Below are 18,846 nucleotides of genomic sequence, written 5' to 3'. Positions count from 1 at the left end.
CGCGGAGCGAACACGATGATTTCGAAGGAAGGCTTAACCCATCACATCTCCCAGCAGTTCAATGCCGAGCTGGAAGAAGTACGCAGCCACCTCCTGGCCATGGGCGGGCTGGTGGAGAAGCAAGTCAATGACGCGGTCACAGCGCTGATCGAGGCCGACTCCGGCCTGGCCCAGCAGGTGCGCGAGATCGACGACCAGATCAACCAGATGGAACGCAATATCGACGAGGAATGCCTGCGCATTCTCGCCCGTCGCCAACCGGCGGCCTCGGACCTGCGTTTGATCATCAGCATCTCCAAGTCGGTGATCGACCTGGAGCGCATCGGCGACGAAGCCACCAAGATCGCCCGCCGGGCCATCCAGCTCTGCGAAGAGGGCGAGGCCCCGCGTGGCTACGTGGAAGTGCGGCATATCGGCGACCAGGTGCGCAACATGGTGCGCGATGCCCTGGACGCCTTTGCCCGCTTCGATGCCGACCTGGCACTTTCGGTGGCCCAGTACGACAAGATCATCGACCGCGAATACAAGACCGCGCTGCGTGAGCTGGCCACCTACATGATGGAAGACCCACGCTCTATCTCGCGGGTTCTGAGCATTATCTGGGTGCTGCGCTCGCTGGAGCGGATCGGCGACCACGCGCGCAACATTTCCGAGCTGGTGATTTATCTGGTGCGCGGCACCGATGTTCGTCACCTTGGGCTCAAGCGCATGAAGCAGGAAGTTGAAGGTACCAGTGGCGAATCCGCTAATGTTCTGGATGAAACTGACGATAAGTAAGAGTGCCCGAGAAGAGCGCCCGGCCTTTTGGCCGGGCGTTTTTGTTTGTGCTCCTGGAAATTGAAAAGCAGCACCCGCGAACGAAAAGTCCCGGCGTGACTGAAGAGTTTTGGCAAAGTGCCATCAGCCAGCGTTATGCTTGCCGGGATTTTTAAAGGGGTGGTCGATGAGTAAGGTAAGTGTGTTGGTGGTGGATGACGCTTCGTTCATTCGTGACCTGGTGAAGAAGTGCCTGCGCAACTACTTCCCTGGCATCAAGATCGAAGACGCGATCAATGGCAAGAAGGCCCAGGCGATGCTCGCCCGTGAAGCCTTCGACCTGGTCCTGTGCGACTGGGAAATGCCGGAAATGTCCGGCCTTGAACTGCTGACCTGGTGCCGCGAGCAAGATGCGCTGAAGGCCATGCCGTTCATCATGGTCACCAGCCGGGGCGACAAGGAAAACGTGGTGCAGGCGATCCAGGCCGGGGTTTCCGGTTATGTGAGCAAGCCTTTTACCAACGAACAGCTGCTGACCAAGGTCAAGCAGGCGCTGAACAAGGTCGGCAAGCTCGACACCTTGATGAACAGCGCGCCGACCAAGATGAACTCGGCCTTTGGCAACGACTCCCTGAGCGCCCTGACTGGCGGCAAGCCGGCGGTGGTGGGGGCGGCTTCCGCTCCGGTCAATCCGTTCGCCAAACCGGCCGCCGCCCCGGCTCCAGCGGCAGCAGCGCCGGCCCGCGGCTTGCTCAACAGCCCTCCAGTCAAGGCCCCGGCGCCCGCGGCAGCGGTCAGTGGCGGTCGTGGCCAGGGCCAGCTGCGGCTGTCCAGCGGCAACCAGCAGTGTGTGATCAAGGCCCTGAGCATCAAGGAAGCCTTGCTGGTCGTGAAGCGCACCGACAGCCTGCCCCAGGTGCTGGAGAGCGCGGTGCTGGACCTGGAGCAGGGCGACAACGCCGAAGTGGCGCGGCTCAATGGCTACCTGCATGCGGTGGTGGCCTTTGAACCCAAGCCGGACAGCGAGTGGCTGCAGCTGACTTTCCGTTTCGTGGACCAGGATGCCCAGAAGCTCGACTACATCTCCCGCCTGATCGCCCGCGGCACCGCCCAGAAGCACTTCGTTCCAGGTGCCTGATCCTTGCCGGCCGCCTCGCTGTAGGAGCTGGCTTGCCAGCGAATGCGCCCGCAAGGGCAGCACAAGGCTTGAAGGCCTCTTCGCCGGCAAGCCGGCTCCTACGGTGGCAGGTGCGTAAGCCGCGAGAACACCCTCTTGCTGTGTAGGAGCTGGCTTGCCAGCGATTGTGCCCACAAGGGCAGCACAAGGCTTGAAGGCCTCTTTGCCGGCAAGCCGGTTCCTGCGGTGATGGGAGGCTGCGGAAATCTGCTGAAAACACTTTCCCACTGCGGGCTTTTGCCGGCCGCCGAGGCGGGCTGCTGCGTCATCCCGCTATCGAGCGAGCAACCCGCAACATAGGCTGTAACCCTCAAGCCACAAGGCGTGCTCCGCCCCCCTCGGTACTTTCTGCCGTACGTCAGATTAATTTCTGTGCGCTTGATTTATATCTGTTTGGATATAAATTTCAGGTGACGCGCTCTGTTGTTCACCCCTTGCGGCCATGCCTTGAAACAACCCGGCGCGACCGGTCCTGGCCGTGTTGATTAGCCTTGTTCCTGGTTATTAACAGGAGAGGTTCGATGCCCAGGCACAAGGATGTGGTGTTTGTCGGGAGCGCGCTGCGGGATCTCAGGGCGTTCCCTGAAGATGCCCGTCGGGCCGCCGGTTTCCAGCTGGATCTGCTGCAGCAGGGTGAACAGCCCTACGATTGCAGGTCGGTGAAAACCATTGGCCCGGGCGTTTTCGAGATCAGGATCCATGAGGATTCAGGGGCGTTTCGGTTGTTCTATGTGGTCCGGCGGGCCGCGGCCATTTATGTGTTGCACGCGGTGCGCAAGACCACCCGCAAGACCGAGGCGCGGGATATAGAGCTGGCTCGTGCCAGATATCAGGAAACAGGTTCACGCCATGACTGACCAACCGATCAACCAGCGCTTTGCCAGTGTCTGGGATGCCCTTGAAGCCACTCCCCAGGAGGCCGCCAACATGCGCCTGCGGGCCAAGCTGATGCTGGAACTGGGCAAGACCGTGCAGGCCTGGGGGGTGTCGCAGAAGGAGGCAGCCAGGCGCCTCAATATCACCCAGCCCCGGCTCAACGATGTGCTCAGCGGCAAGATCAACAAGTTCTCCCTCGATGCGCTGGTCAACCTCTGCGAGGCGGCGCAACTGGGGGTGGACATCCACTTCGACGCTGGCGGCATTGAACCCTTGGCGCCCGTCTGATTCATACAAGCTCCATATCAGGCTGCTAGCGTGATTCCACCCTCTGCCAAGAAGCTGCCGAATGTTTGTGCGCCTGCTGTTTTTCTGTGGATTGTCTTTAGCCGCCACGTCGCTGGCGGCGATGACTGTGTACAAGTCCATCGACGCCCATGGCGTGGTCTCCTACAGCGACCGGCCTTCGCCGGGGGCCCAGGAGTTCGTGTTCCGCGACCGCATGGTGGAGCACCTTGAGCGCCAGGTGCGCCTGGATATCCAGAAGCACAGGGGGGTGGATGCGGTGTATGTGCGCAATGACCTGTATGCCCCGGTGGAAGTGGAGTTGAGCTTTGCCGGGTTGAACAATGTCAGCGGCGCTCCGGGGCAGCCGATCCGCCAGGTGCTGCCGGCACGCAGCAGGCAGCGCCTGGCGCTGCTCACGGCGATTCGCGCCGACCAGCCTCTGAGCTATGCCCCCAGGTTCCGTTATTCCCTGGGGGATCCGGCAGGCGCCACCCAGGCCTATCGCTATCCGCTGCCCTGGCGTGGCGGGCCGTTTCGCCTGACCCAGGGCGCCAATGGCCAATACAGCCATTTCAGCCCCAAGAGCCGCTATGCGATGGATATCGCCATGCCGGTGGGGACGCCGATCATTGCCGCCCGGGGCGGGGTGGTGGTGAAGACCGAGAACGCCCAGAACGGGCGGGGCAATAACCCGGCGGGCAATTTCGTCCGGGTGCTGCACGACGACGGCACCATGGGCGTGTACCTGCATCTCAAGCAGGGTTCGGTCAGCGTGCGGGAGGGCCAGCGAGTGGCGGTGGGCAGCGCCCTGGGGCTGTCGGGCAACACCGGCAACAGCAGCGGGCCGCACCTGCATTTCGTGGTGCAGCGCAATACCGGGTTGGGGCTGGTGTCGATTCCCTATCAGTTCAACCAGCCCCTGGGGGATTTGCCGAATTTTGCCCTGGGCAACCAATAACCTGCCCGTAGGAGCCGGCTTGGCGGCGAAAGGGCCGTCAATCCAGCATCAGCACCTTGGCCAGGATGATCTTCGGTCCCTTCATCTTCTTGATGATGATGCGCAGGCCTTCGACCTCCAGTACTTCTTCCTCTTCCGGCACCCGTTTCAGGGTTTCGTACACCAGGCCGGCGAGGGTTTCGGCCTCGATATGGTCCAGGTCGATGCCCAGCAGGCGTTCCACCTTGAACAGCGGGGTGTCACCGCGCACCAGCAGCTTGCCCGGCTGGTAGGCCAGGATGCCGCGCTCGGTCTTGCGGTGTTCGTCCTGGATATCGCCCACCAGCACTTCAAGCACGTCTTCCATGGTCAGGTAGCCAATGACCTTGCCGTCGGCTTCTTCCACCAGGGCGAAGTGCGAGCCGCCCTTGCGGAACTGCTCCAGCAACTGCGACAGCGGCATGTGCCGGGATACGCGCTCCAGCGGGCGGGTCAGCTCGGCCAGGTTGAACGACTCGGGAATGTGGTCCAGGGCCGCCAGTTCCAGCAGCAGGTCCTTGATGTGCAGCAGGCCGACGAATTCGTTGCGCTCGCTGTCGTAGACCGGGTAGCGGCTGAACTTGTGGCGACGGAACAGGGCGAGGATTTCCTTGAGCGGCGCGTTGAACTCGACGCTGATCAGGTCTTCCCGGGAATTGGCCCAGTCCACCACTTCCAGTTCGCCCATTTCCACCGCCGAGGCCAGTACGCGCATGCCCTGGTCGCTGGGGTCCTGGCCGCGGCTGGAGTGCAGGATCAGCTTGAGTTCTTCTCGGCTGTAGTGGTGTTCATGGTGCGGGCCGGGCTCGCCCTGCCCGGCGATGCGCAAGATGGTGTTGGCGCTGGCGTTGAGCAGGTAGATGGCCGGGTACATCAGCCAGTAGAACAGGTACAGCGGCACCGCCGTCCACAGCGACAGCAGCTCCGGCTTGCGGATCGCCCAGGATTTGGGCGCCAGCTCGCCGACCACGATGTGCAGGTAGGAAATGATGAAGAACGCGGTGAAGAACGACACGCCGCGGATCACTTCCGGAGAGCTCACGCCCAGGGCGCCCAGCAGCGGCTCCAGCAGATGGGCGAAGGCCGGCTCACCGACCCAGCCCAGGCCCAGGGAGGCCAGGGTGATGCCCAGTTGGCAGGCCGAGAGGTAGGCGTCGAGCTGGCTGTGCACGGTGCGCAGGATCTGCCCGCGCCAGCCGTTCTTGTGGGCAATGGCCTCGACCCGGGTCGAGCGCAGCTTGACCATGGCGAACTCCGCCGCAACGAAAAAGCCGTTGAGCAGGACCAGGATCAGAGCAAAAAGAATCATGCCGAAGTCGGCGAAAAGAGACGCGAGGGTAAAACCAGGGGAAGGGTCCATGATGGAGTTTTGCGGGTTCCGTGTATTCGAAAAGGAAGGAAATGCGGTGCCTGAAAGGCAGGCACAAGTTACGCAATGTAGCGGCTGACAGGGCAATTGCCTAGGGGCGAGTGGCTGTCAGCGCTGGTCGGTCAGGCTCTGGGTGCGGTTTTTCTTCACTTGGGCCGGAACGAAATGGCAGGTGAAGGTGCTGCCGTGGCCCAGCACGCTGCTGATCTCCAGGCGCGCACGGTGGCGCAGCAGCACATGCTTGACGATGGCCAGGCCCAGGCCGGTGCCGCCGGTGTTGGAGTTGCGGCTCGAATCCACCCGGTAGAAGCGCTCGGTGAGGCGCGGCAGATGCTTGTTGTCGATGCCGATCCCCGAGTCCTGCACGCTCAGGTGCGCGCCCTGTTCGTCGCCCCACCAGCGAATGCGAATATTGCCTTCGGCCGGGGTGTATTTCACCGCGTTGAACACCAGGTTGGAGAAGGCGCTGCGCAGCTCGGCTTCGCTGCCCTTGAGTTGCACCGACGCGTCGGCTTCCAGGGTGATGCGCTGGTTGCGCTCCCCGGACAGCGCCTGGGCGTCGCTCTTGATCGATTGCAGCAGCACGTCGATGGGCACCGGCTGGTTGTCCGACGGGTAGTCCGTGGCCTCCAGCTTGGCCAGCAACAGCAGGTCGTTGAGCAGGGTCTGCATGCGCCCGCCTTGCTGCTGCATCTGCTGCAGGGCGCGGCTCCAGCGCGGGTTCACTTCCTCGACGTTGTCCAGCAGGGTCTCCAGGTAGCCGCAGATCACCGTCAGCGGCGTGCGCAGCTCGTGGGAGACGTTGGCGATGAAGTCCTTGCGCATCTGTTCCAGCTGGTGGATGCGGGTCACGTCGCGCACCAGCATCAGGTGCTCGTTGTTGCCGTAGCGGGTGATGTAGAGCTGGATGCGTACCCGGTCGTTGGCCGGGGAGGGGATTTCTAGCGGCTCGGCGTAGCTGTCCTGCTCGAAGTATTCCTTGAAGCGCGGATGGCGCACCAGGTTGGTCACCGGCTGGCCGCTGTCCTGGGGCGTCTTGAGCCCCAGCAGGGTCTCGGCGGCGCGGTTCCACCATTCCAGGTTGCCGTCGCTGTCGAGCATGATCACCGCGTCCTTAAGGGCCGCGGTGGACTCCTGGACCCGGTCGATCACCGCCTGCAGGCGCCCGCGCACCCGCTGATCGCGGCGTTGCAGGTGGTAGATGCTGTCGAACACCTCGCCCCACAGGCCATAACCGTCGGGGGGCGCTTCGTCGGGTTGATGCAGGCGCAGCCATTCGTGCAGGCGCAGCAACTGCTTGAGGGTCCAGGCCAGGTAGATGCCCAGGCCGGCGGCCAGGCTCCAGCCGTAGTAGCCGCTGATCAGGCCCACCAGCAGGCAGCCGGTGATCAACAGCAACATGTGGCGAATCAGGGTGCCATGCCAGTTTTGATTCACTTGAAACACGTCCGTGGAGGGTGGCGCAGCTCCAAGCTGCAAGTGTTGAAGCGGTCACTCATCGGCGTGCCGCTTGTCGCTTGCCGCTGCCGTCAGGCCTTGGTGGAAAAACGATAGCCGGTGCCGCGCACGGTTTGTACCAGATTCTCGTAGGCATCGCCCAGGGCCTTGCGCAGCCGGCGGATATGCACGTCCACGGTGCGTTCCTCGACGTACACATTGCCGCCCCAGACCTGGTCCAGCAGCTGGCCACGGGTGTAGGCACGCTCCTGGTGGGTCATGAAGAACTGCAGCAGGCGGTATTCGGTAGGGCCCATTTCCGCGGGCTTGCCGTCGATGGTCACCCGGTGGCTGATGGGGTCCAGCAGCAGGCCGCCGACTTCGATTGGCGCTTCGCCATCGGTAGGGCCGGCACGGCGCAGCACGGCCTTGAGGCGGGCCACCAGTTCGCGGGGGGAGAACGGCTTGGTGATGTAGTCGTCGGCGCCGACTTCCAGGCCCTGGATCTTGTTGTCCTCTTCACCTTTGGCGGTGAGCATGATGATCGGGATGTCCCCGGTCAGCTCGTCGCGCTTGAGGCGCCGCGCCAGCTCGATGCCGGAAGTGCCGGGCAGCATCCAGTCCAGCAGGATCAGGTCCGGCTTGCGGTCGACGATGATGGCATGGGCCTGCTGAGAGTTCTCTGCCTCCATGCAGTCATAGCCGGCCATTTCCAACGCAACGGCGATCATTTCGCGAATAGGCGCTTCGTCGTCAACGATCAGAATGCTTCTGCCAACCATGCTTGAACCTCTTGTCATTTAACTGTCTTGCGCCGCATTAGATAACGGAATTATTGCAGTCGTGTGACAGTATTTTAGGTCGCGGGGCGGGGTGCTGCTTCGTGGACTAAGCTTTGAGTCCGATTCCTGACAACCACAAAAGAAGGTTTCCATGACTCTGTTCAAGCAATCGTTGAAAGTCCTGCTGGTAGGCGCTGTCCTGGCCCTGCCGACATTCGCCATGGCCGCCGACCCGGCAATGAGCAAGGACGGCGTGCTGGTGGACCACAAGGGCATGACCCTCTACACCTTTGCCAAGGATGCCGACGGCAAGTCCATGTGCAATGACAAATGCGCTGCCAACTGGCCGCCGCTGATGGCCGAGGGCAGTGACAAGGCCATGGGCAAGTGGACGGTGATCAAGCGTGACGACGGCAAGATGCAGTGGGCCTATGACGGCAAGCCGCTGTACGGCTTCGTGATGGACAAGAAGGCCGGTGACATGACCGGCGAAGGCAAGATGGACGGCGCCTGGAAGGTCGCGAAATCCGACTGACCTCCCGCCGCCCTCCGGGCCATTGGCAGCTTGCGGCAGCGGCTACACCGATCTCTGTAGCCGCTGCCGAGCCATCGTGAAGCTGCGAAAAGGCCCATAGGGCCTTGCTTGACGGTCTAGCGCAACGCGTAGTCCAGCACCACCCCGACAAAGATCGCCAGGCCCGCCCAGTGGTTATGCAGGAAGGCCTTGAAGCACTTCATCCGGTCGCGATCGCGGGTGTACCAGAACTCCCAGGCGAAACACGCCGCCGCCACCGCCAGCCCCAGGTGGAACCAGCCCCCCAGATTGAACCGTGCCCCGGCCAGCAGCAGGCAGCCCAGGGACAAGCCCTGCAGGGTGAGAATGATCACCCGGTCGGCATCGCCGAACAGGATCGCCGTGGACTTGACCCCGATTTTCAGGTCATCGTCACGGTCGGTCATGGCGTAGTAAGTGTCGTAGCCTACGGTCCACAGCAGGTTGGCGATGTACAGCAGCCACGCGGTGGCCGGCAGTTCGCCGTTCTGCGCGGTGAAGGTCATCAGGATGCCCCAGGAATACGCCGCCCCCAGTACCACCTGCGGGTAATAGGTGTAGCGCTTCATGAAGGGGTAGCAGGCGGCCAGGGCCAGGGCGCCGAACGACAGCCAGACCGTGGTGGCGTTGGTGCACAGCACCAGCAGGAAGGCGGCGCCCATCAGCACCGCGAACAGTATCAGGGCCTCCTTGGCGCTGACTTTGCCGGTGGCCAGGGGCCGCTGGTCGGTGCGCTTGACCTGGCCGTCCACCTTGCGGTCGGCGAAGTCGTTGATGGCGCAGCCGCCGGCGCGGGTCAGCACCACCCCGAAGGTGAAGATCAGCACATGGCTCAGGGACGGCTGACCCTCGGCGGCGATCCACAGCGCCACCAGGGTTGGCCATAGCAGCAGATAGATGCCGATGGGCTTGTCCATGCGCGCCAGTTGCAGGAAGTCCCAGGCCCGCGGGTGCAGGCGATTGAGGGATTTGAGCAGGCTCAGGTACATCAGCAGGCCTCCGGTCGGGCGTCTATGGCGGTCCACAGGCTGGGCAGGAAGATTTCCGCCACCAGCAGGCTCAGGGCCCCGCGGTCAAAGCGTGAGCGACGGCCCCACAGGCCGTTGTCGGCAACGGCGGCGGGCAGCCAGTGCCGGGGGTAGCGGCAGACTTCGATGGGCTGGCGGGTAAAGGCCTGGTCGCAGAACAGCAACTCGCCCAGGGAGCGGCTGCCCAGTTCGTCGATATTCAGGCCGCCTTCGAGCAGGGCGCTGCGGGCGGCGACGCTACGGGCGAACACCCAGGCCTGGCCGTGCCCGCGCAAGTACACCTCGCGCACCCAGCCTTCGCTCTGTTCGGGCAGGCCCAGGGCGGCGCATTCGTCGTTGCGCAGGATTTGCCACTCTTGCACCAGCGGGGTGACGCTGAAGGCGTTGTGGGACAGCCGGGTCAGGCGCCGGGTCAGCGACCCTTCATCGAACAGCCAGTTGGCAACGGCTGCGCCGGGGAAGGGGGACAAACGGCTTTGCACCAGCCAGGTGGGGGCCGGGGCGGGGGGCATTGAGTGCGGCACAGTGGGTCAGTATTGGCAGCAAATGAGGCGGCGAGCTTAGCATGGCGATCGCCGGTTTTGATTGATCTAGGACGCCCGGCGGCACGAACGTGCTTGCATCTGCCGGTAGTGATCAGTAAAAAACCCCAGTGCCGGACGCTGATCAGCGTGGCCTTCTAGAGTCGATCCATCGACCGACCCACCGGCGAAGCCTGAACCCTTGAGGAAATGCATCAATGAAAAAGTGGCAATGTGTGGTCTGCGGCCTGATTTACAACGAAGCGGAAGGCTGGCCGGACGACGGTATTTTGCCGGGTACCCGTTGGGAAGATGTGCCGGCGGACTGGCTCTGCCCGGACTGCGGCGTGGGCAAGATGGATTTCGAAATGATCGAGATCGCTTGATCGACTTTTGTGGCTTGAACAACCAATAACAAGGAGCAGGGAATGAGCGCACCGGTAGTGATCGTGGGGACGGGCCTGGCGGGTTACAACCTGGCCCGGGAGTTTCGCAAGCTCGACAGCGAGACACCGCTGCTGTTGATCACTGCCGACGATGGCCGTTCCTACTCCAAGCCGATGCTGTCCACCGGCTTCGGCAAGAACAAGGACGCCGACGGCCTGAGCATGGCTGAGCCCGGCGCCATGGCCGAGCAGCTCAGGGCCGAGGTCCGCACCCACACCCGTATCAGCGGCATCGACCCGGGCCACAAGCGCCTGTGGATCGGCGAGGAAGCGGTGGCCTATCGCGACCTGATCCTGGCCTGGGGCGCGGAAACCGTGCGGGTGCCGGTGCAGGGCGACGCATCCGAGCTGATTTTCCCCATCAATGACCTGGAAGACTACGCGCGCTTTCGCAGCGCCGCGGCCGGCAAGCGTCGGGTGCTGCTGCTGGGCGCCGGGCTGATCGGCTGCGAGTTCGCCAATGACCTGATCCTCGGCGGCTACAGCGTGGACCTGGTGGCACCTTGCGAGCAGGTGATGCCGACCCTGTTGCACCCGGCCGCTGCGGCGGCGGTCCAGGCCGGGCTGGAGAGCCTGGGCGCGCGCTTCCACCTGGGCCCGGTGCTCAACCGCCTTCAGCGCAGCGCCGACGGTCTGGAAGCCCACCTGTCCGATGGCCAGGTGATCGCCTGCGACCTGGTGGTCTCGGCCATCGGCCTGCGCCCGCGCATCGACCTGGCGGCTGCCGCCGGGCTGGTGGTCAATCGCGGAGTGGTGGTGGACCGCGAGCTGAAAACCTCCCACGCCAATATCTACGCCCTGGGCGATTGCGCCGAGGTCGACGGTCTCAACCTGCTGTACGTGATGCCGCTGATGAGCTGCGCCCGGGCGCTGGCGCAGACCCTGGCGGGCAAGCCGACGGCGGTCAGCTACGGGCCGATGCCGATCACCGTCAAGACTCCGGTCTGCCCCCTGGTGGTGTCGCCGCCGCCCCGTGGCGCCGAAGGCGTATGGACTGCAGAAGGGCAGGGGGCCGACATCAAGGTCCTGTGCCGCAACGCCGAAGGCCAGTTGCTGGGCTACGCCCTGACCGGGGCCGCGGTGATGGAAAAACTGGCCCTGAACAAGGAACTTCCTGCGTTGCTGGCTTAAATACCGGTCGTTCTGTCGGAATAACCCGGTTCTTGCCCTCACAAAGGTCGCGGGGAGACTGGCGCCACTCTCAAGCGCGTGCCATCCTCACACCCGTCTGCCGCAGCGTAGAGCCTGCGGCGCCTTGGGCGCTGTTCCCGTGAACAGCACGGACATAACAACAAAAAACCGTCAAAGAGGCTTCACACTATGCGTAAACCAGAACTCGCCGCAGCCATTGCTGAAAAAGCGGACCTGACCAAAGAGCAGGCCAATCGCGTGCTCAACGCCATTCTTGAAGAGATCACCGGGGCTCTGCACCGCAAAGACAGCGTCACCCTGGTTGGTTTTGGCACCTTCCTGCAACGCCACCGTGGCGCCCGCACCGGCAAGAACCCGCAGACCGGCGAGCCGGTAAAGATCAAGGCCAGCAACACCGTGGCATTCAAACCGGGCAAGTCGCTGAAAGACAGCGTCAACCCATAAGCATTGAGCGGGCTCCCGGCAGCGGGAGCACGCAGGGGAAATAGGCACGCCGAGCGCATCGGGTGCCTATTTTTTTGCCTGCCGTTTGCCCGCAGATGTTCTTGCGAAGCCGCTTTGGCGTGGCTAGGATGCGCGATCGTTCGATTTTTGATCTAAGGCCAAGGATGACCCGCCCCACTGACAGCCCCCTTTCATGGGCCGCCCTGCTGCACGGCCTGGCAAGCCCCGGTTTAGTTGCCCTGGTCGTGGGCTGCCTGTTCAGCCTTGGCCTGTCATCGGCCGCTGCCGGCAACGACTCGCGACTGGAGCAGATCGGCTATCGCGAGGCCCTCAGCTGGTTCCACAGCCAGAAATACGACAGTTCCGGCGCCTGGCTCTGCGGCTATTCCCTGGCCCGCGAGGACTACAGCGTGGCGCCCAGGGCTCCGCGCCTGCTGGTGGAAGTGGACCAGCGCTTTCTTTACCTCAAGACCGCCGGCCAGCTGGTGGAACTCACCGGCGCCGCCCAGGGCCCGGAACGCAGCGAGTACCAGAACACCGGCGCTCATATCCGGGTCACCCTGAACATCCTCAAGCGCAACAATTTCAGCGAGTACCAGGAGTCTCACGACCGCCAGGTGCTGGCGCGCATCGAGATGAACGACCAGGTCGAAACCCTCACCCTCAAGGGGCAATCATGCGGTACCTGAACCTGGCAGGCCTGGGCCTGCTGATCGCCTGCGCGGCCACGCCCGCCCTGGCGGATGAATCGAACCCGGGCAAGGGTTGCTACGGCTACCTCACCGAACTGGTGCGCAGCAGCGATTTTCCCTACCGCGACTTCACCACCCCGGAGCACCTCAAGCTGCTGATCGACCGCGACGATGGCGACCAGCTGAGCCTGCAGCTGTTCTACGAAACCTCCGGCAGCGGGACCATCGGCTGGGTCCGCTACGACGTGCCGCAGCAGGCCCTGTGGAACGTCAGCATCGACCCCGAAGAGCCCCAGGCCCTCAAGTTCGATCAAGGCTTCGCCCGTGCCTACGCGTCCTGCCTGGAAGCGCGTTGAGGGGCCACGGCCGCTGCGCAGAGTTGCCGAGTGGTTCCTTGATTGTTGCCGGCCGTTGCCTGAATATTTGCCACTCTCCGAATCACCCTTTCAGCATGGAACGCCAAACTCTTGTCCACCTACCGCATTCAAGAAGCCGATCTCGATATTCCTGACGCCTGGCAGGACCAGAGCATCAATATCTTCAAGCTGCCAGCCGTTGGCGGTGCCCAGGAAGCCAGCTTCGTCATCAGCCGCGACCCGAGCCAGGGCGACGCCGCCTTTGCCGATTATGTCGCCGCGCAGCTGAAGGCTGCCGAGCAGCAACTGCCAGGTTTCAACCTGATCAAGCGCTGGGACTTCGACATGCAGGGCCATGCCGCCGTGCTGCTGGACTACAGCTGGAAACGCGAAGGGCGCGAGCTGATGCTGCGCCAGGTCTTCATCGAGCGTAAGCCGGCCGTGCTGATCACCACCCTGACCACCACGGTCAACGACCTGGTGCATCATGAGCCGGCCTGGAAACAGGCCATGCAGAGCCTCAAGCCGCAGCCTTCGAAAGCCTGATCGGTCAACCTGCCCTGAGGCGCATTGCCCGGTAGCCGAACTCTAGGAACCGCATGAAGTTCAACGATCTGTTCGTCAGTCGCGAGGAGATGTTCTCGATGGGCATCGAGGAATCCACCGGCCAGTACTACCTGACCTTTCCGGTGAGCCTTGGGGTGGTCGACTACGAGGAGTACTACGCCATCGAGCGCGCGACCTTCGAACAGTTCGAACAGGATCTGCAGGCCGCGCTGGCGTTCGTCAGCCGCGCCAGAAAGCGCGAGCTGGACGCGTTGCTGATCATCAAGCCGGGCAAGAATCGCGGCTCGGCGATTTGACCCTGCCTCCAGCAGGCGCTCAGTTCAGTGCTGCCAGTAGTTGCTTGTTGAACGACTCTTTCAGGTCCTGATGACCGGTGTAGCCCAGGGTCTGCTCGCTCATGATCTTCGCTAGCGTTTCGTCGTCCGGTTTGATTTTGTTGGTTTTCAAGGCGATGAAAATCAGTGGGACCGGATAGGAGTAATACTTTGGCCTGTCTATGACATCGCTCACCAGCGCGGGGCTGACGTTGAAGAGGTTGAACAGAATAGGCAGGTGAACATCCTGGAGCTGGCGCAGAATAACCTGGCAGGTATTTTCAATACCTTGCTCTGTCACGGGTAGTAGCGGGCAGGCAGCTTTTTCACTGACCGTCGACAAGCTGTAGATAAATTTCGGATTGGCCAGGTTGGACGGGTAGGGCGGGTTTATCTGGTCGATCTCGGCCTGCAGGGCCGAGTGTTCGACGAAGATGAGGATTTCGTAGGCGCGGGTGTTGGCCAGGTATTCGAAATGCAGGGTCGCCACGGCGCCCGATTCTTTCTGTGCAACCACCACTTTGTTCTTGGTGACTTTTACTCCGGGGTAACCCGAGAGCTCGCTCTTCAAAAAAAGCTGGAGCGCCTTTTCAAAGTTGCTGCGCAATTCCTTGGTGTCTGCTTTCATTTCTCGATTACTCGTTCAATAGCGAAGAAGCCAGAAGGTGGCCGAATGCTGTGCGCCATTGCCACCGAACTGGGTACCTCTGGCGGTTTTGGTCGCAACTTCGAACTGGCCCTGGGTAGCGCCCGACGGTTTGATCAGGCCACCGCCCAGACCACCGTTCGTATTGGCCGGATTGCTCATGTCGAACATTCCCGATCCCTGTTGGTTCTTGGTCAGTTTGCCGCTGCCATTTTTGACTTCGAACACGTGGTAGTTACCGGCTTTGTCCTTGGCGATGATATCTGCCCTGATGCGATAGGACTTCTGGGTGACAGGGTGTTTGACCTTCATGGTCAATTCTTCACCTACCACAGTGAAACCGTTCCTCTCGAGGTCCGCTTTGGCTTTTGTAGTGCCCCTTCTGCCGCTGTAGGCCGATTTGCAGATCCAGCCCAGCGGATCGATCCAACCGATTGGGTTGGGAGCGTACTGATAAAGGTTCAAGCCTCCGGCCAGGCCGATGGGGTCCGGCGTGGTGAAGCGCCCGATATCCGGGTCGTAGAAACGGAACGTGTTGAAGTGCAATCCAGTCTCGCGGTCCAGGTACTGGCCCTGGAACCTGAGATTCTGTTCCTCGATGTAGTAGGGCTCGCGTATTTCTTCGACAGTGTTGCCCCAGACCTGATAGCGGGCCTGCCAGACGCTATGGCCGTCAGGCTCGCAAAGCTGTTGAGGCAGGCCATTCAGGTCGTTGTGGTAGTAGCGGATCTTCTGCTGCGCGCCGAGGCCGTCGACCCGCGCCAGGGGCGCATGTCCCAGGTCTTCATAGACATAGAGGCTGGTCTGTTGATTACGCTGTTCCTGCAGCAGCCGCAGGCCATCCCAGACGAATCGCGTTTCACCCAGAAGGTTGCCCTGGCTGTCGTACTCGCTCTTGCTGATGCGGCGACCCAAGACGTCGTAGCGCATCCTGACCAGGGTTTCGCCGCTGGAGGTCTGATTGCGCACTTCGATCAACCGGTGTTCGGCGTCGTAGGCAAAACGTTGCACGCCTCGCCGACCACTGCGTTTTTCAATCATTCGCCCGAAGGCATCGTAGCGGTAGCGCTTGTCCTGGTAGGTCAGCAATTTGTTGTGCACCACCAGCCCGGCGCCCGCCTTCGGGCCATCAAGCAAATTGGCGGCGGCGTCATAGGCGAAGGTTTCTTTCTGGCCCTGCAGGCCGTCCTGGCTGGCAATGATTCGCCCGGTCGCGTCGTAATGGAACAGTTGCCGATGTTGCCCGGTGGCATGTCGCTCGGCCAGGCCCACCAGATTATCGCTATCGTCGTACTCCAGGTGTCGCTCCGGGGCTGTTGGCAAGGTGTTTGCCAGCAGGCTGGAATGCTGCAGGCGTGCGCGCAGGCGGCCACACCGGTCGTATTCGCTGCGAGTGCTGATCTGACCCTGGGTGCGCAGCACCTCACGGTGCAGGCGGTCACGTTGAAAGTCGCTGACTACCTGGCCATCGAGATTGATCTGGTGCAGATGGCCGCTGCCGTAATAGAGCCGGTTGAGCCAACGCTTGTCCGGTAGCTGGGTCTGAGTCAAATTGCCCAGTTCGTCGTATCGATGGATCAGGCTGCCGGCCACGGTGTGTTCTTCGAGTAATTGGCCCAGGGCGTCGTAGCTGAAACTCAGTGCCTGCTGGTTGCCGAGGTTGTCGGTAAAGCTGGCGGCGGTCAGTTGGTTCAAGGGGTCGTAGGTGTATTGGCTGCGGCCATCGTCTGTGATTTTGGCCAGCAGCCGCCCCACGGCATCGCGCTCGAACCGGTGGATGATCGGCGCGATAGGTTGCGCGGGCACGGCGCTCAGCCCGGTGCCATAAGGGGCGGGGTGGGACTGGAGTTCGACGACGTTGTTCAGCAGGTCATAGCCATAGCGTTTGGCACTGCCGTCGAGGTCCTGCTGTTCGCTCAAGCGGTTGCCGGCGTCCCAGGCAAAGCGATAGCTTTCGCCGTTCTCGTTGGTGAGCGCCAGCAGCCGTCCGTACGCGTCATAGTCGAACCGGACCTGTCGGCCGTGAGCGTCGATGCGCTGGCGTATCTGCCCGCGCCGGTTGTACTGGTAGAGCGTGGTGTAGCCGGAAGGGTCGGTGTAGCCCTGTAGCTGACCGTTGCTGCTGCGTTGAAAATGCTCGGCGCGCCCATCGGCCAGTTGACTGCTCAGCAACCGTCCCTGGCAGTCGTAATGGAACCGGGTGTGCTCGCCATGGGCATCGATGATGGCTTTCACGTTGCCGCGTCGATCGTATTCGAAGCGGGTTGGATAGCCCGAGCAGTCCAGGTGTTCAAGCAGTTGCCCGGACGAGTTCCAGCGCATCTTCCGGCTTCTTCCCGCGGCATCGATGATCTCCACCACCTGGCCGTGCGCGTCATGGCGGTACTGGGTCACCTGGCCCAGCGGGTCTACTTCGGCGATACAGTTGCCCCGGGGATCGTAGCGCAGGTGCCAGCTTTCTCCGGCGGGATCGGTCAGGGTCTGTGGCAGCGACCAGTGCTCCAGCCACAAGGTCGAATGGCTGTGCCCCAGAGGATCGGTCTCGGCTATCAGGTTGCCGGTTTCGTCGTAGCTATAGGCATAGCGCCCTCCCAAGGGGTCGGTGGCGCTGAGCAGTTGGCGCTCATCGTTCCACTCGAAGGCCCATGTCTGGTTGAGGTTGTCGGTGTACTCGACGATCTGCAACTGGCTGTTCCAGCGGCGGCGGCTGAGGCGTTGCAGGCTGTCGGTGACCTGGGTGATTCCCGCCTCCAGATCATAGTCGTACTGATAGCTATCGCCTTCGTCGGTCCAGTGACGGGTCACTCGCCACTGCTGGTCGGCAAATTGTGTCCATTGATAGAAGCAGCGCAGCCCGGTGGCCAATTGATGTTCGGTCATCCGGTGGCCGGCGTCATAAGCGAAGCGACGCTGTACCTGGCCTTCGCTATCGCGCACCTGTGCCAGGTCTCCTGCCGCATCGTAGTCGTAGCTGACCAGCACTTCCCGTTGCTGGTCGGGGTACAGCCGTTCGACCTGGGCAATCCGACCGGGCCAGAGCGTGCTGTAGCTCAGTTCGAGCTGCGCCTGTTCAAAGGTGTCACGCAGCAGCCAGAGGCGTCCGGACGAGTCGTACTCCAGGTGCAGACGGTTGTCGTTGCGGTCCCCCAGCTGGCTCAGGCGCAGCCGCGAGGAGTCGCCCGGCAGCGGCTCGAACAGACGGTAGATACCGTCGCTGCTTTCGATCAGCAACTGTCCGTTCTCGTTGCGTCGCACGCTCAAGCCTTCACCGGGGCTGAAGGCTCCTGCACCCAGGGCAATGGAGCCCATGTCGATGCGGCGTCCTTGCTCATCAATGTAGAGCAGGCGCTCGCCCCCTTCGGGGTGGGGCTCGATCTGGACGCTGATCTCGTAAGGCAAGCTCCAGCCGGCCCCGAGCAGGCCGTCACGACGTTCGTCGCGGCTGTTGTAGAAGCGTTGCCATTCGATGGGCATCAGCCCGGGCAGGGTGAAATCCAGATCGTCGTCGGCTCCGAGCACCTTGGCCCCGGTGGCTGCATGCACCGGGTGGGTCGAGGCGACGACGGCCTGGGTCAAAGCATTGGTGGCCTGGCTGACGACAAAGGAATTGACCCCGGCCATCAGCATGCACGGCAGGTTGCTGAGGAACTTGCCCTTGCCGCCCTTGAGCATCATCAGCACGGTCACCGCCAGGCCCACCCCCGGGGTCTTGCCGCTACGGATCTCGCGCACCACCACCGAGCCACCGCCGATGGTCACGTTCGGGGAGATAGGCCCGGCCGACACTACCTTGGCATCGCAGGTGCTGCGGTCGCCGCTGCGTACTGCCGGCTGGCCGTCGATGCTGACCTTTTCCGAGCCTTCAGCCAGATACTGCACCGGCATCGGCGGGTGCTTGGTGCAGGTCACCAGGTCCAGTTCCTTGGTCTGGGAGCCTGGCGCCGGGGAGGCCACGGTGGGCCGCCACATCTGTGAGAAAAACTCCTTGGCCATGTCGAGGAAACCGGGCCCTTCCTCGGGCGTTGCCGACGGGGTGTCGGTGGCCTCGCCTTCTTCGGCGCCGTCGCCGCTGATCTGTGTCGGCGGTGCGATGCCGGCCGCGCGGGCCGCCGGCTTGTTGTTGGTCAGGACCTTTTTCGAGCCGCTGGCGATGGTGGCCTGGATCGAGGGCGGGAACAGGGCGTTGGCGATGCCCTCGCATAAATTGCTCAGGCCCTTGTCGGCTCCGGTCTTGCTCATGACCACGCCGACGACGACGCCCACCACCAGCCCCAGCACACAGGCGCCGAGGCCGCCGGTGGCCACGGTGATGCCTGCCGCCGCGGCTACTGCCATGGTCGCCAGGGCGCCGATGGCAACGTTGGCCGCCACCTCCAGCACGCCGCCGAGAATGTCGGCCATCATCGAGGTGTGTTCCAGCCCGTCGCCCAGGCGGGCGGCCCACAGTGCGTCAGACATGGCCCTGC

At 62.7% G+C, this 18,846-nt stretch carries 20 protein-coding genes; 13 read left to right on the top strand and 7 right to left on the bottom strand.

Annotation, left to right across the window (positions count from 1 at the left end):
• The first annotated feature begins 15 nt into the window (after positions 1–15).
• The 5 genes from phoU (at position 16) to PFLCHA0_RS30270 (ending at position 4,055) form a co-directional block, all read left to right on the top strand.
• Complete coding sequence (phoU, locus tag PFLCHA0_RS30290; protein WP_015637500.1) at positions 16–777, top strand: phosphate signaling complex protein PhoU; 762 nt, start codon at positions 16–18, stop codon at positions 775–777.
• Positions 778–943: 166 nt separating this feature from the next.
• Entirely contained in the window at positions 944–1,894 is a 951-nt protein-coding gene (locus tag PFLCHA0_RS30285; protein ID WP_015637499.1) for a response regulator, read from the top strand.
• Positions 1,895–2,454: 560 nt separating this feature from the next.
• Positions 2,455–2,790 (top strand): type II toxin-antitoxin system RelE/ParE family toxin, encoded by a 336-nt coding sequence (locus PFLCHA0_RS30280; protein ID WP_011064279.1) that lies wholly within the window; start codon positions 2,455–2,457, stop codon positions 2,788–2,790.
• The gene (locus tag PFLCHA0_RS30275; RefSeq protein WP_015637496.1) at positions 2,783–3,097 is read left to right on the top strand and encodes a helix-turn-helix domain-containing protein; all 315 of its coding nucleotides are present in this window, start codon (positions 2,783–2,785) and stop codon (positions 3,095–3,097) included. The genes PFLCHA0_RS30280 and PFLCHA0_RS30275 overlap by 8 nt, the downstream gene beginning before the upstream one ends.
• 61 nt (positions 3,098–3,158) lie before the next feature.
• Entirely contained in the window at positions 3,159–4,055 is an 897-nt protein-coding gene (locus tag PFLCHA0_RS30270) for a peptidoglycan DD-metalloendopeptidase family protein (protein WP_015637495.1), read from the top strand.
• Positions 4,056–4,092: 37 nt separating this feature from the next.
• Here the strand turns inward: PFLCHA0_RS30270 and PFLCHA0_RS30265 are convergent, their stop codons facing one another.
• The 3 genes from PFLCHA0_RS30265 to phoB all read right to left on the bottom strand — a co-directional run bounded on the left by PFLCHA0_RS30265 (position 4,093) and on the right by phoB (position 7,661).
• Positions 4,093–5,433, bottom strand: a complete 1,341-nt coding sequence (locus tag PFLCHA0_RS30265; RefSeq protein WP_011064276.1) for a hemolysin family protein — start codon at positions 5,431–5,433, stop codon at positions 4,093–4,095.
• A 117-nt stretch (positions 5,434–5,550) separates the two neighbouring features.
• Entirely contained in the window at positions 5,551–6,843 is a 1,293-nt protein-coding gene (gene phoR / locus PFLCHA0_RS30260; RefSeq protein ID WP_186355251.1) for a phosphate regulon sensor histidine kinase PhoR, read from the bottom strand.
• A gap of 128 nt (positions 6,844–6,971) precedes the next feature.
• Positions 6,972–7,661: a phosphate regulon transcriptional regulator PhoB gene (gene phoB / locus PFLCHA0_RS30255; protein ID WP_003177195.1), complete on the bottom strand. Its 690-nt coding sequence runs from the start codon at positions 7,659–7,661 to the stop codon at positions 6,972–6,974.
• Between the two features lie 151 nt (positions 7,662–7,812).
• On the opposite strand from phoB, the gene PFLCHA0_RS30250 reads away from it, so the two are divergent.
• Positions 7,813–8,196, top strand: coding sequence for a COG4315 family predicted lipoprotein (locus PFLCHA0_RS30250; RefSeq protein ID WP_011064274.1), 384 nt, complete (start codon positions 7,813–7,815; stop codon positions 8,194–8,196).
• Between the two features lie 116 nt (positions 8,197–8,312).
• On the opposite strand, the gene ubiA is transcribed toward PFLCHA0_RS30250, so the two are convergent.
• Positions 8,313–9,203: a 4-hydroxybenzoate octaprenyltransferase gene (ubiA, locus tag PFLCHA0_RS30245; protein WP_011064273.1), complete on the bottom strand. Its 891-nt coding sequence runs from the start codon at positions 9,201–9,203 to the stop codon at positions 8,313–8,315.
• Positions 9,203–9,766, bottom strand: a complete 564-nt coding sequence (locus PFLCHA0_RS30240; protein ID WP_041752692.1) for a chorismate--pyruvate lyase family protein — start codon at positions 9,764–9,766, stop codon at positions 9,203–9,205. Before PFLCHA0_RS30240 ends, ubiA begins: the two co-directional genes overlap by 1 nt.
• Before the next feature lie 215 nt (positions 9,767–9,981).
• Here PFLCHA0_RS30240 and PFLCHA0_RS30235 point away from each other — a divergent pair, with 215 nt between their 5' ends.
• From PFLCHA0_RS30235 to PFLCHA0_RS30205, 7 genes are all read left to right on the top strand, one after another.
• On the top strand, positions 9,982–10,149 hold the full coding sequence (locus PFLCHA0_RS30235) for a rubredoxin (protein WP_011064271.1): 168 nt from the start codon (positions 9,982–9,984) through the stop codon (positions 10,147–10,149).
• Positions 10,150–10,191: 42 nt separating this feature from the next.
• Positions 10,192–11,340 carry an NAD(P)/FAD-dependent oxidoreductase gene (locus tag PFLCHA0_RS30230; RefSeq protein WP_015637492.1) on the top strand — a complete coding sequence of 383 codons (1,149 nt, stop codon included), beginning with the start codon at positions 10,192–10,194 and terminating at the stop codon, positions 11,338–11,340.
• A gap of 189 nt (positions 11,341–11,529) precedes the next feature.
• Complete coding sequence (locus PFLCHA0_RS30225; protein WP_011064269.1) at positions 11,530–11,805, top strand: HU family DNA-binding protein; 276 nt, start codon at positions 11,530–11,532, stop codon at positions 11,803–11,805.
• Positions 11,806–11,969: 164 nt separating this feature from the next.
• Positions 11,970–12,494 carry a hypothetical protein gene (locus tag PFLCHA0_RS30220; protein WP_041752690.1) on the top strand — a complete coding sequence of 175 codons (525 nt, stop codon included), beginning with the start codon at positions 11,970–11,972 and terminating at the stop codon, positions 12,492–12,494.
• Positions 12,482–12,853 carry a hypothetical protein gene (locus PFLCHA0_RS30215; protein WP_015637490.1) on the top strand — a complete coding sequence of 124 codons (372 nt, stop codon included), beginning with the start codon at positions 12,482–12,484 and terminating at the stop codon, positions 12,851–12,853. Before PFLCHA0_RS30220 ends, PFLCHA0_RS30215 begins: the two co-directional genes overlap by 13 nt.
• Before the next feature lie 111 nt (positions 12,854–12,964).
• Positions 12,965–13,399, top strand: coding sequence for a DcrB-related protein (locus PFLCHA0_RS30210; RefSeq protein ID WP_015637489.1), 435 nt, complete (start codon positions 12,965–12,967; stop codon positions 13,397–13,399).
• A gap of 53 nt (positions 13,400–13,452) precedes the next feature.
• Positions 13,453–13,716, top strand: a complete 264-nt coding sequence (locus tag PFLCHA0_RS30205; RefSeq protein WP_015637488.1) for a hypothetical protein — start codon at positions 13,453–13,455, stop codon at positions 13,714–13,716.
• Positions 13,717–13,735: 19 nt separating this feature from the next.
• Here PFLCHA0_RS30205 and PFLCHA0_RS30200 read toward each other — a convergent pair whose 3' ends face one another.
• Positions 13,736–14,362, bottom strand: coding sequence for a hypothetical protein (locus PFLCHA0_RS30200; RefSeq protein ID WP_015637487.1), 627 nt, complete (start codon positions 14,360–14,362; stop codon positions 13,736–13,738).
• A 15-nt stretch (positions 14,363–14,377) separates the two neighbouring features.
• Positions 14,378–18,838 (bottom strand): RHS repeat-associated core domain-containing protein, encoded by a 4,461-nt coding sequence (locus tag PFLCHA0_RS30195; RefSeq protein WP_015637486.1) that lies wholly within the window; start codon positions 18,836–18,838, stop codon positions 14,378–14,380.
• Between the last annotated feature and the right edge of the window lie 8 nt (positions 18,839–18,846).

It is taken from the genome of Pseudomonas protegens CHA0 (assembly GCF_000397205.1).
Lineage (GTDB): Bacteria > Pseudomonadota > Gammaproteobacteria > Pseudomonadales > Pseudomonadaceae > Aquipseudomonas > Aquipseudomonas protegens.
The sequence above is the reverse complement of the archived record's forward strand: the minus strand, read 5'-3'. Positions and strand labels throughout refer to the sequence as shown.

What these genes read in the sequence shown, in the direction of transcription:
- PFLCHA0_RS30215 (WP_015637490.1), top strand. Translation starts at nt 12,482, where the DNA reads ATGCGGTACCTGAACCTGGCAGGCCTGGGCCTGCTGATCGCCTGCGCG.
- ubiA (WP_011064273.1), bottom strand. Translation starts at nt 9,203, where the DNA reads ATGTACCTGAGCCTGCTCAAATCCCTCAATCGCCTGCACCCGCGGGCC.
- PFLCHA0_RS30235 (WP_011064271.1), top strand. Translation starts at nt 9,982, where the DNA reads ATGAAAAAGTGGCAATGTGTGGTCTGCGGCCTGATTTACAACGAAGCG.
- PFLCHA0_RS30270 (WP_015637495.1), top strand. Translation starts at nt 3,159, where the DNA reads ATGTTTGTGCGCCTGCTGTTTTTCTGTGGATTGTCTTTAGCCGCCACG.
- phoU (WP_015637500.1), top strand. Translation starts at nt 16, where the DNA reads ATGATTTCGAAGGAAGGCTTAACCCATCACATCTCCCAGCAGTTCAAT.
- PFLCHA0_RS30230 (WP_015637492.1), top strand. Translation starts at nt 10,192, where the DNA reads ATGAGCGCACCGGTAGTGATCGTGGGGACGGGCCTGGCGGGTTACAAC.
- PFLCHA0_RS30285 (WP_015637499.1), top strand. Translation starts at nt 944, where the DNA reads ATGAGTAAGGTAAGTGTGTTGGTGGTGGATGACGCTTCGTTCATTCGT.
- PFLCHA0_RS30195 (WP_015637486.1), bottom strand. Translation starts at nt 18,838, where the DNA reads ATGTCTGACGCACTGTGGGCCGCCCGCCTGGGCGACGGGCTGGAACAC.
- PFLCHA0_RS30275 (WP_015637496.1), top strand. Translation starts at nt 2,783, where the DNA reads ATGACTGACCAACCGATCAACCAGCGCTTTGCCAGTGTCTGGGATGCC.
- PFLCHA0_RS30250 (WP_011064274.1), top strand. Translation starts at nt 7,813, where the DNA reads ATGACTCTGTTCAAGCAATCGTTGAAAGTCCTGCTGGTAGGCGCTGTC.
- PFLCHA0_RS30265 (WP_011064276.1), bottom strand. Translation starts at nt 5,433, where the DNA reads ATGGACCCTTCCCCTGGTTTTACCCTCGCGTCTCTTTTCGCCGACTTC.
- PFLCHA0_RS30205 (WP_015637488.1), top strand. Translation starts at nt 13,453, where the DNA reads ATGAAGTTCAACGATCTGTTCGTCAGTCGCGAGGAGATGTTCTCGATG.
- phoB (WP_003177195.1), bottom strand. Translation starts at nt 7,661, where the DNA reads ATGGTTGGCAGAAGCATTCTGATCGTTGACGACGAAGCGCCTATTCGC.
- PFLCHA0_RS30225 (WP_011064269.1), top strand. Translation starts at nt 11,530, where the DNA reads ATGCGTAAACCAGAACTCGCCGCAGCCATTGCTGAAAAAGCGGACCTG.
- PFLCHA0_RS30280 (WP_011064279.1), top strand. Translation starts at nt 2,455, where the DNA reads ATGCCCAGGCACAAGGATGTGGTGTTTGTCGGGAGCGCGCTGCGGGAT.
- phoR (WP_186355251.1), bottom strand. Translation starts at nt 6,843, where the DNA reads ATGTTGCTGTTGATCACCGGCTGCCTGCTGGTGGGCCTGATCAGCGGC.
- PFLCHA0_RS30220 (WP_041752690.1), top strand. Translation starts at nt 11,970, where the DNA reads ATGACCCGCCCCACTGACAGCCCCCTTTCATGGGCCGCCCTGCTGCAC.
- PFLCHA0_RS30200 (WP_015637487.1), bottom strand. Translation starts at nt 14,362, where the DNA reads ATGAAAGCAGACACCAAGGAATTGCGCAGCAACTTTGAAAAGGCGCTC.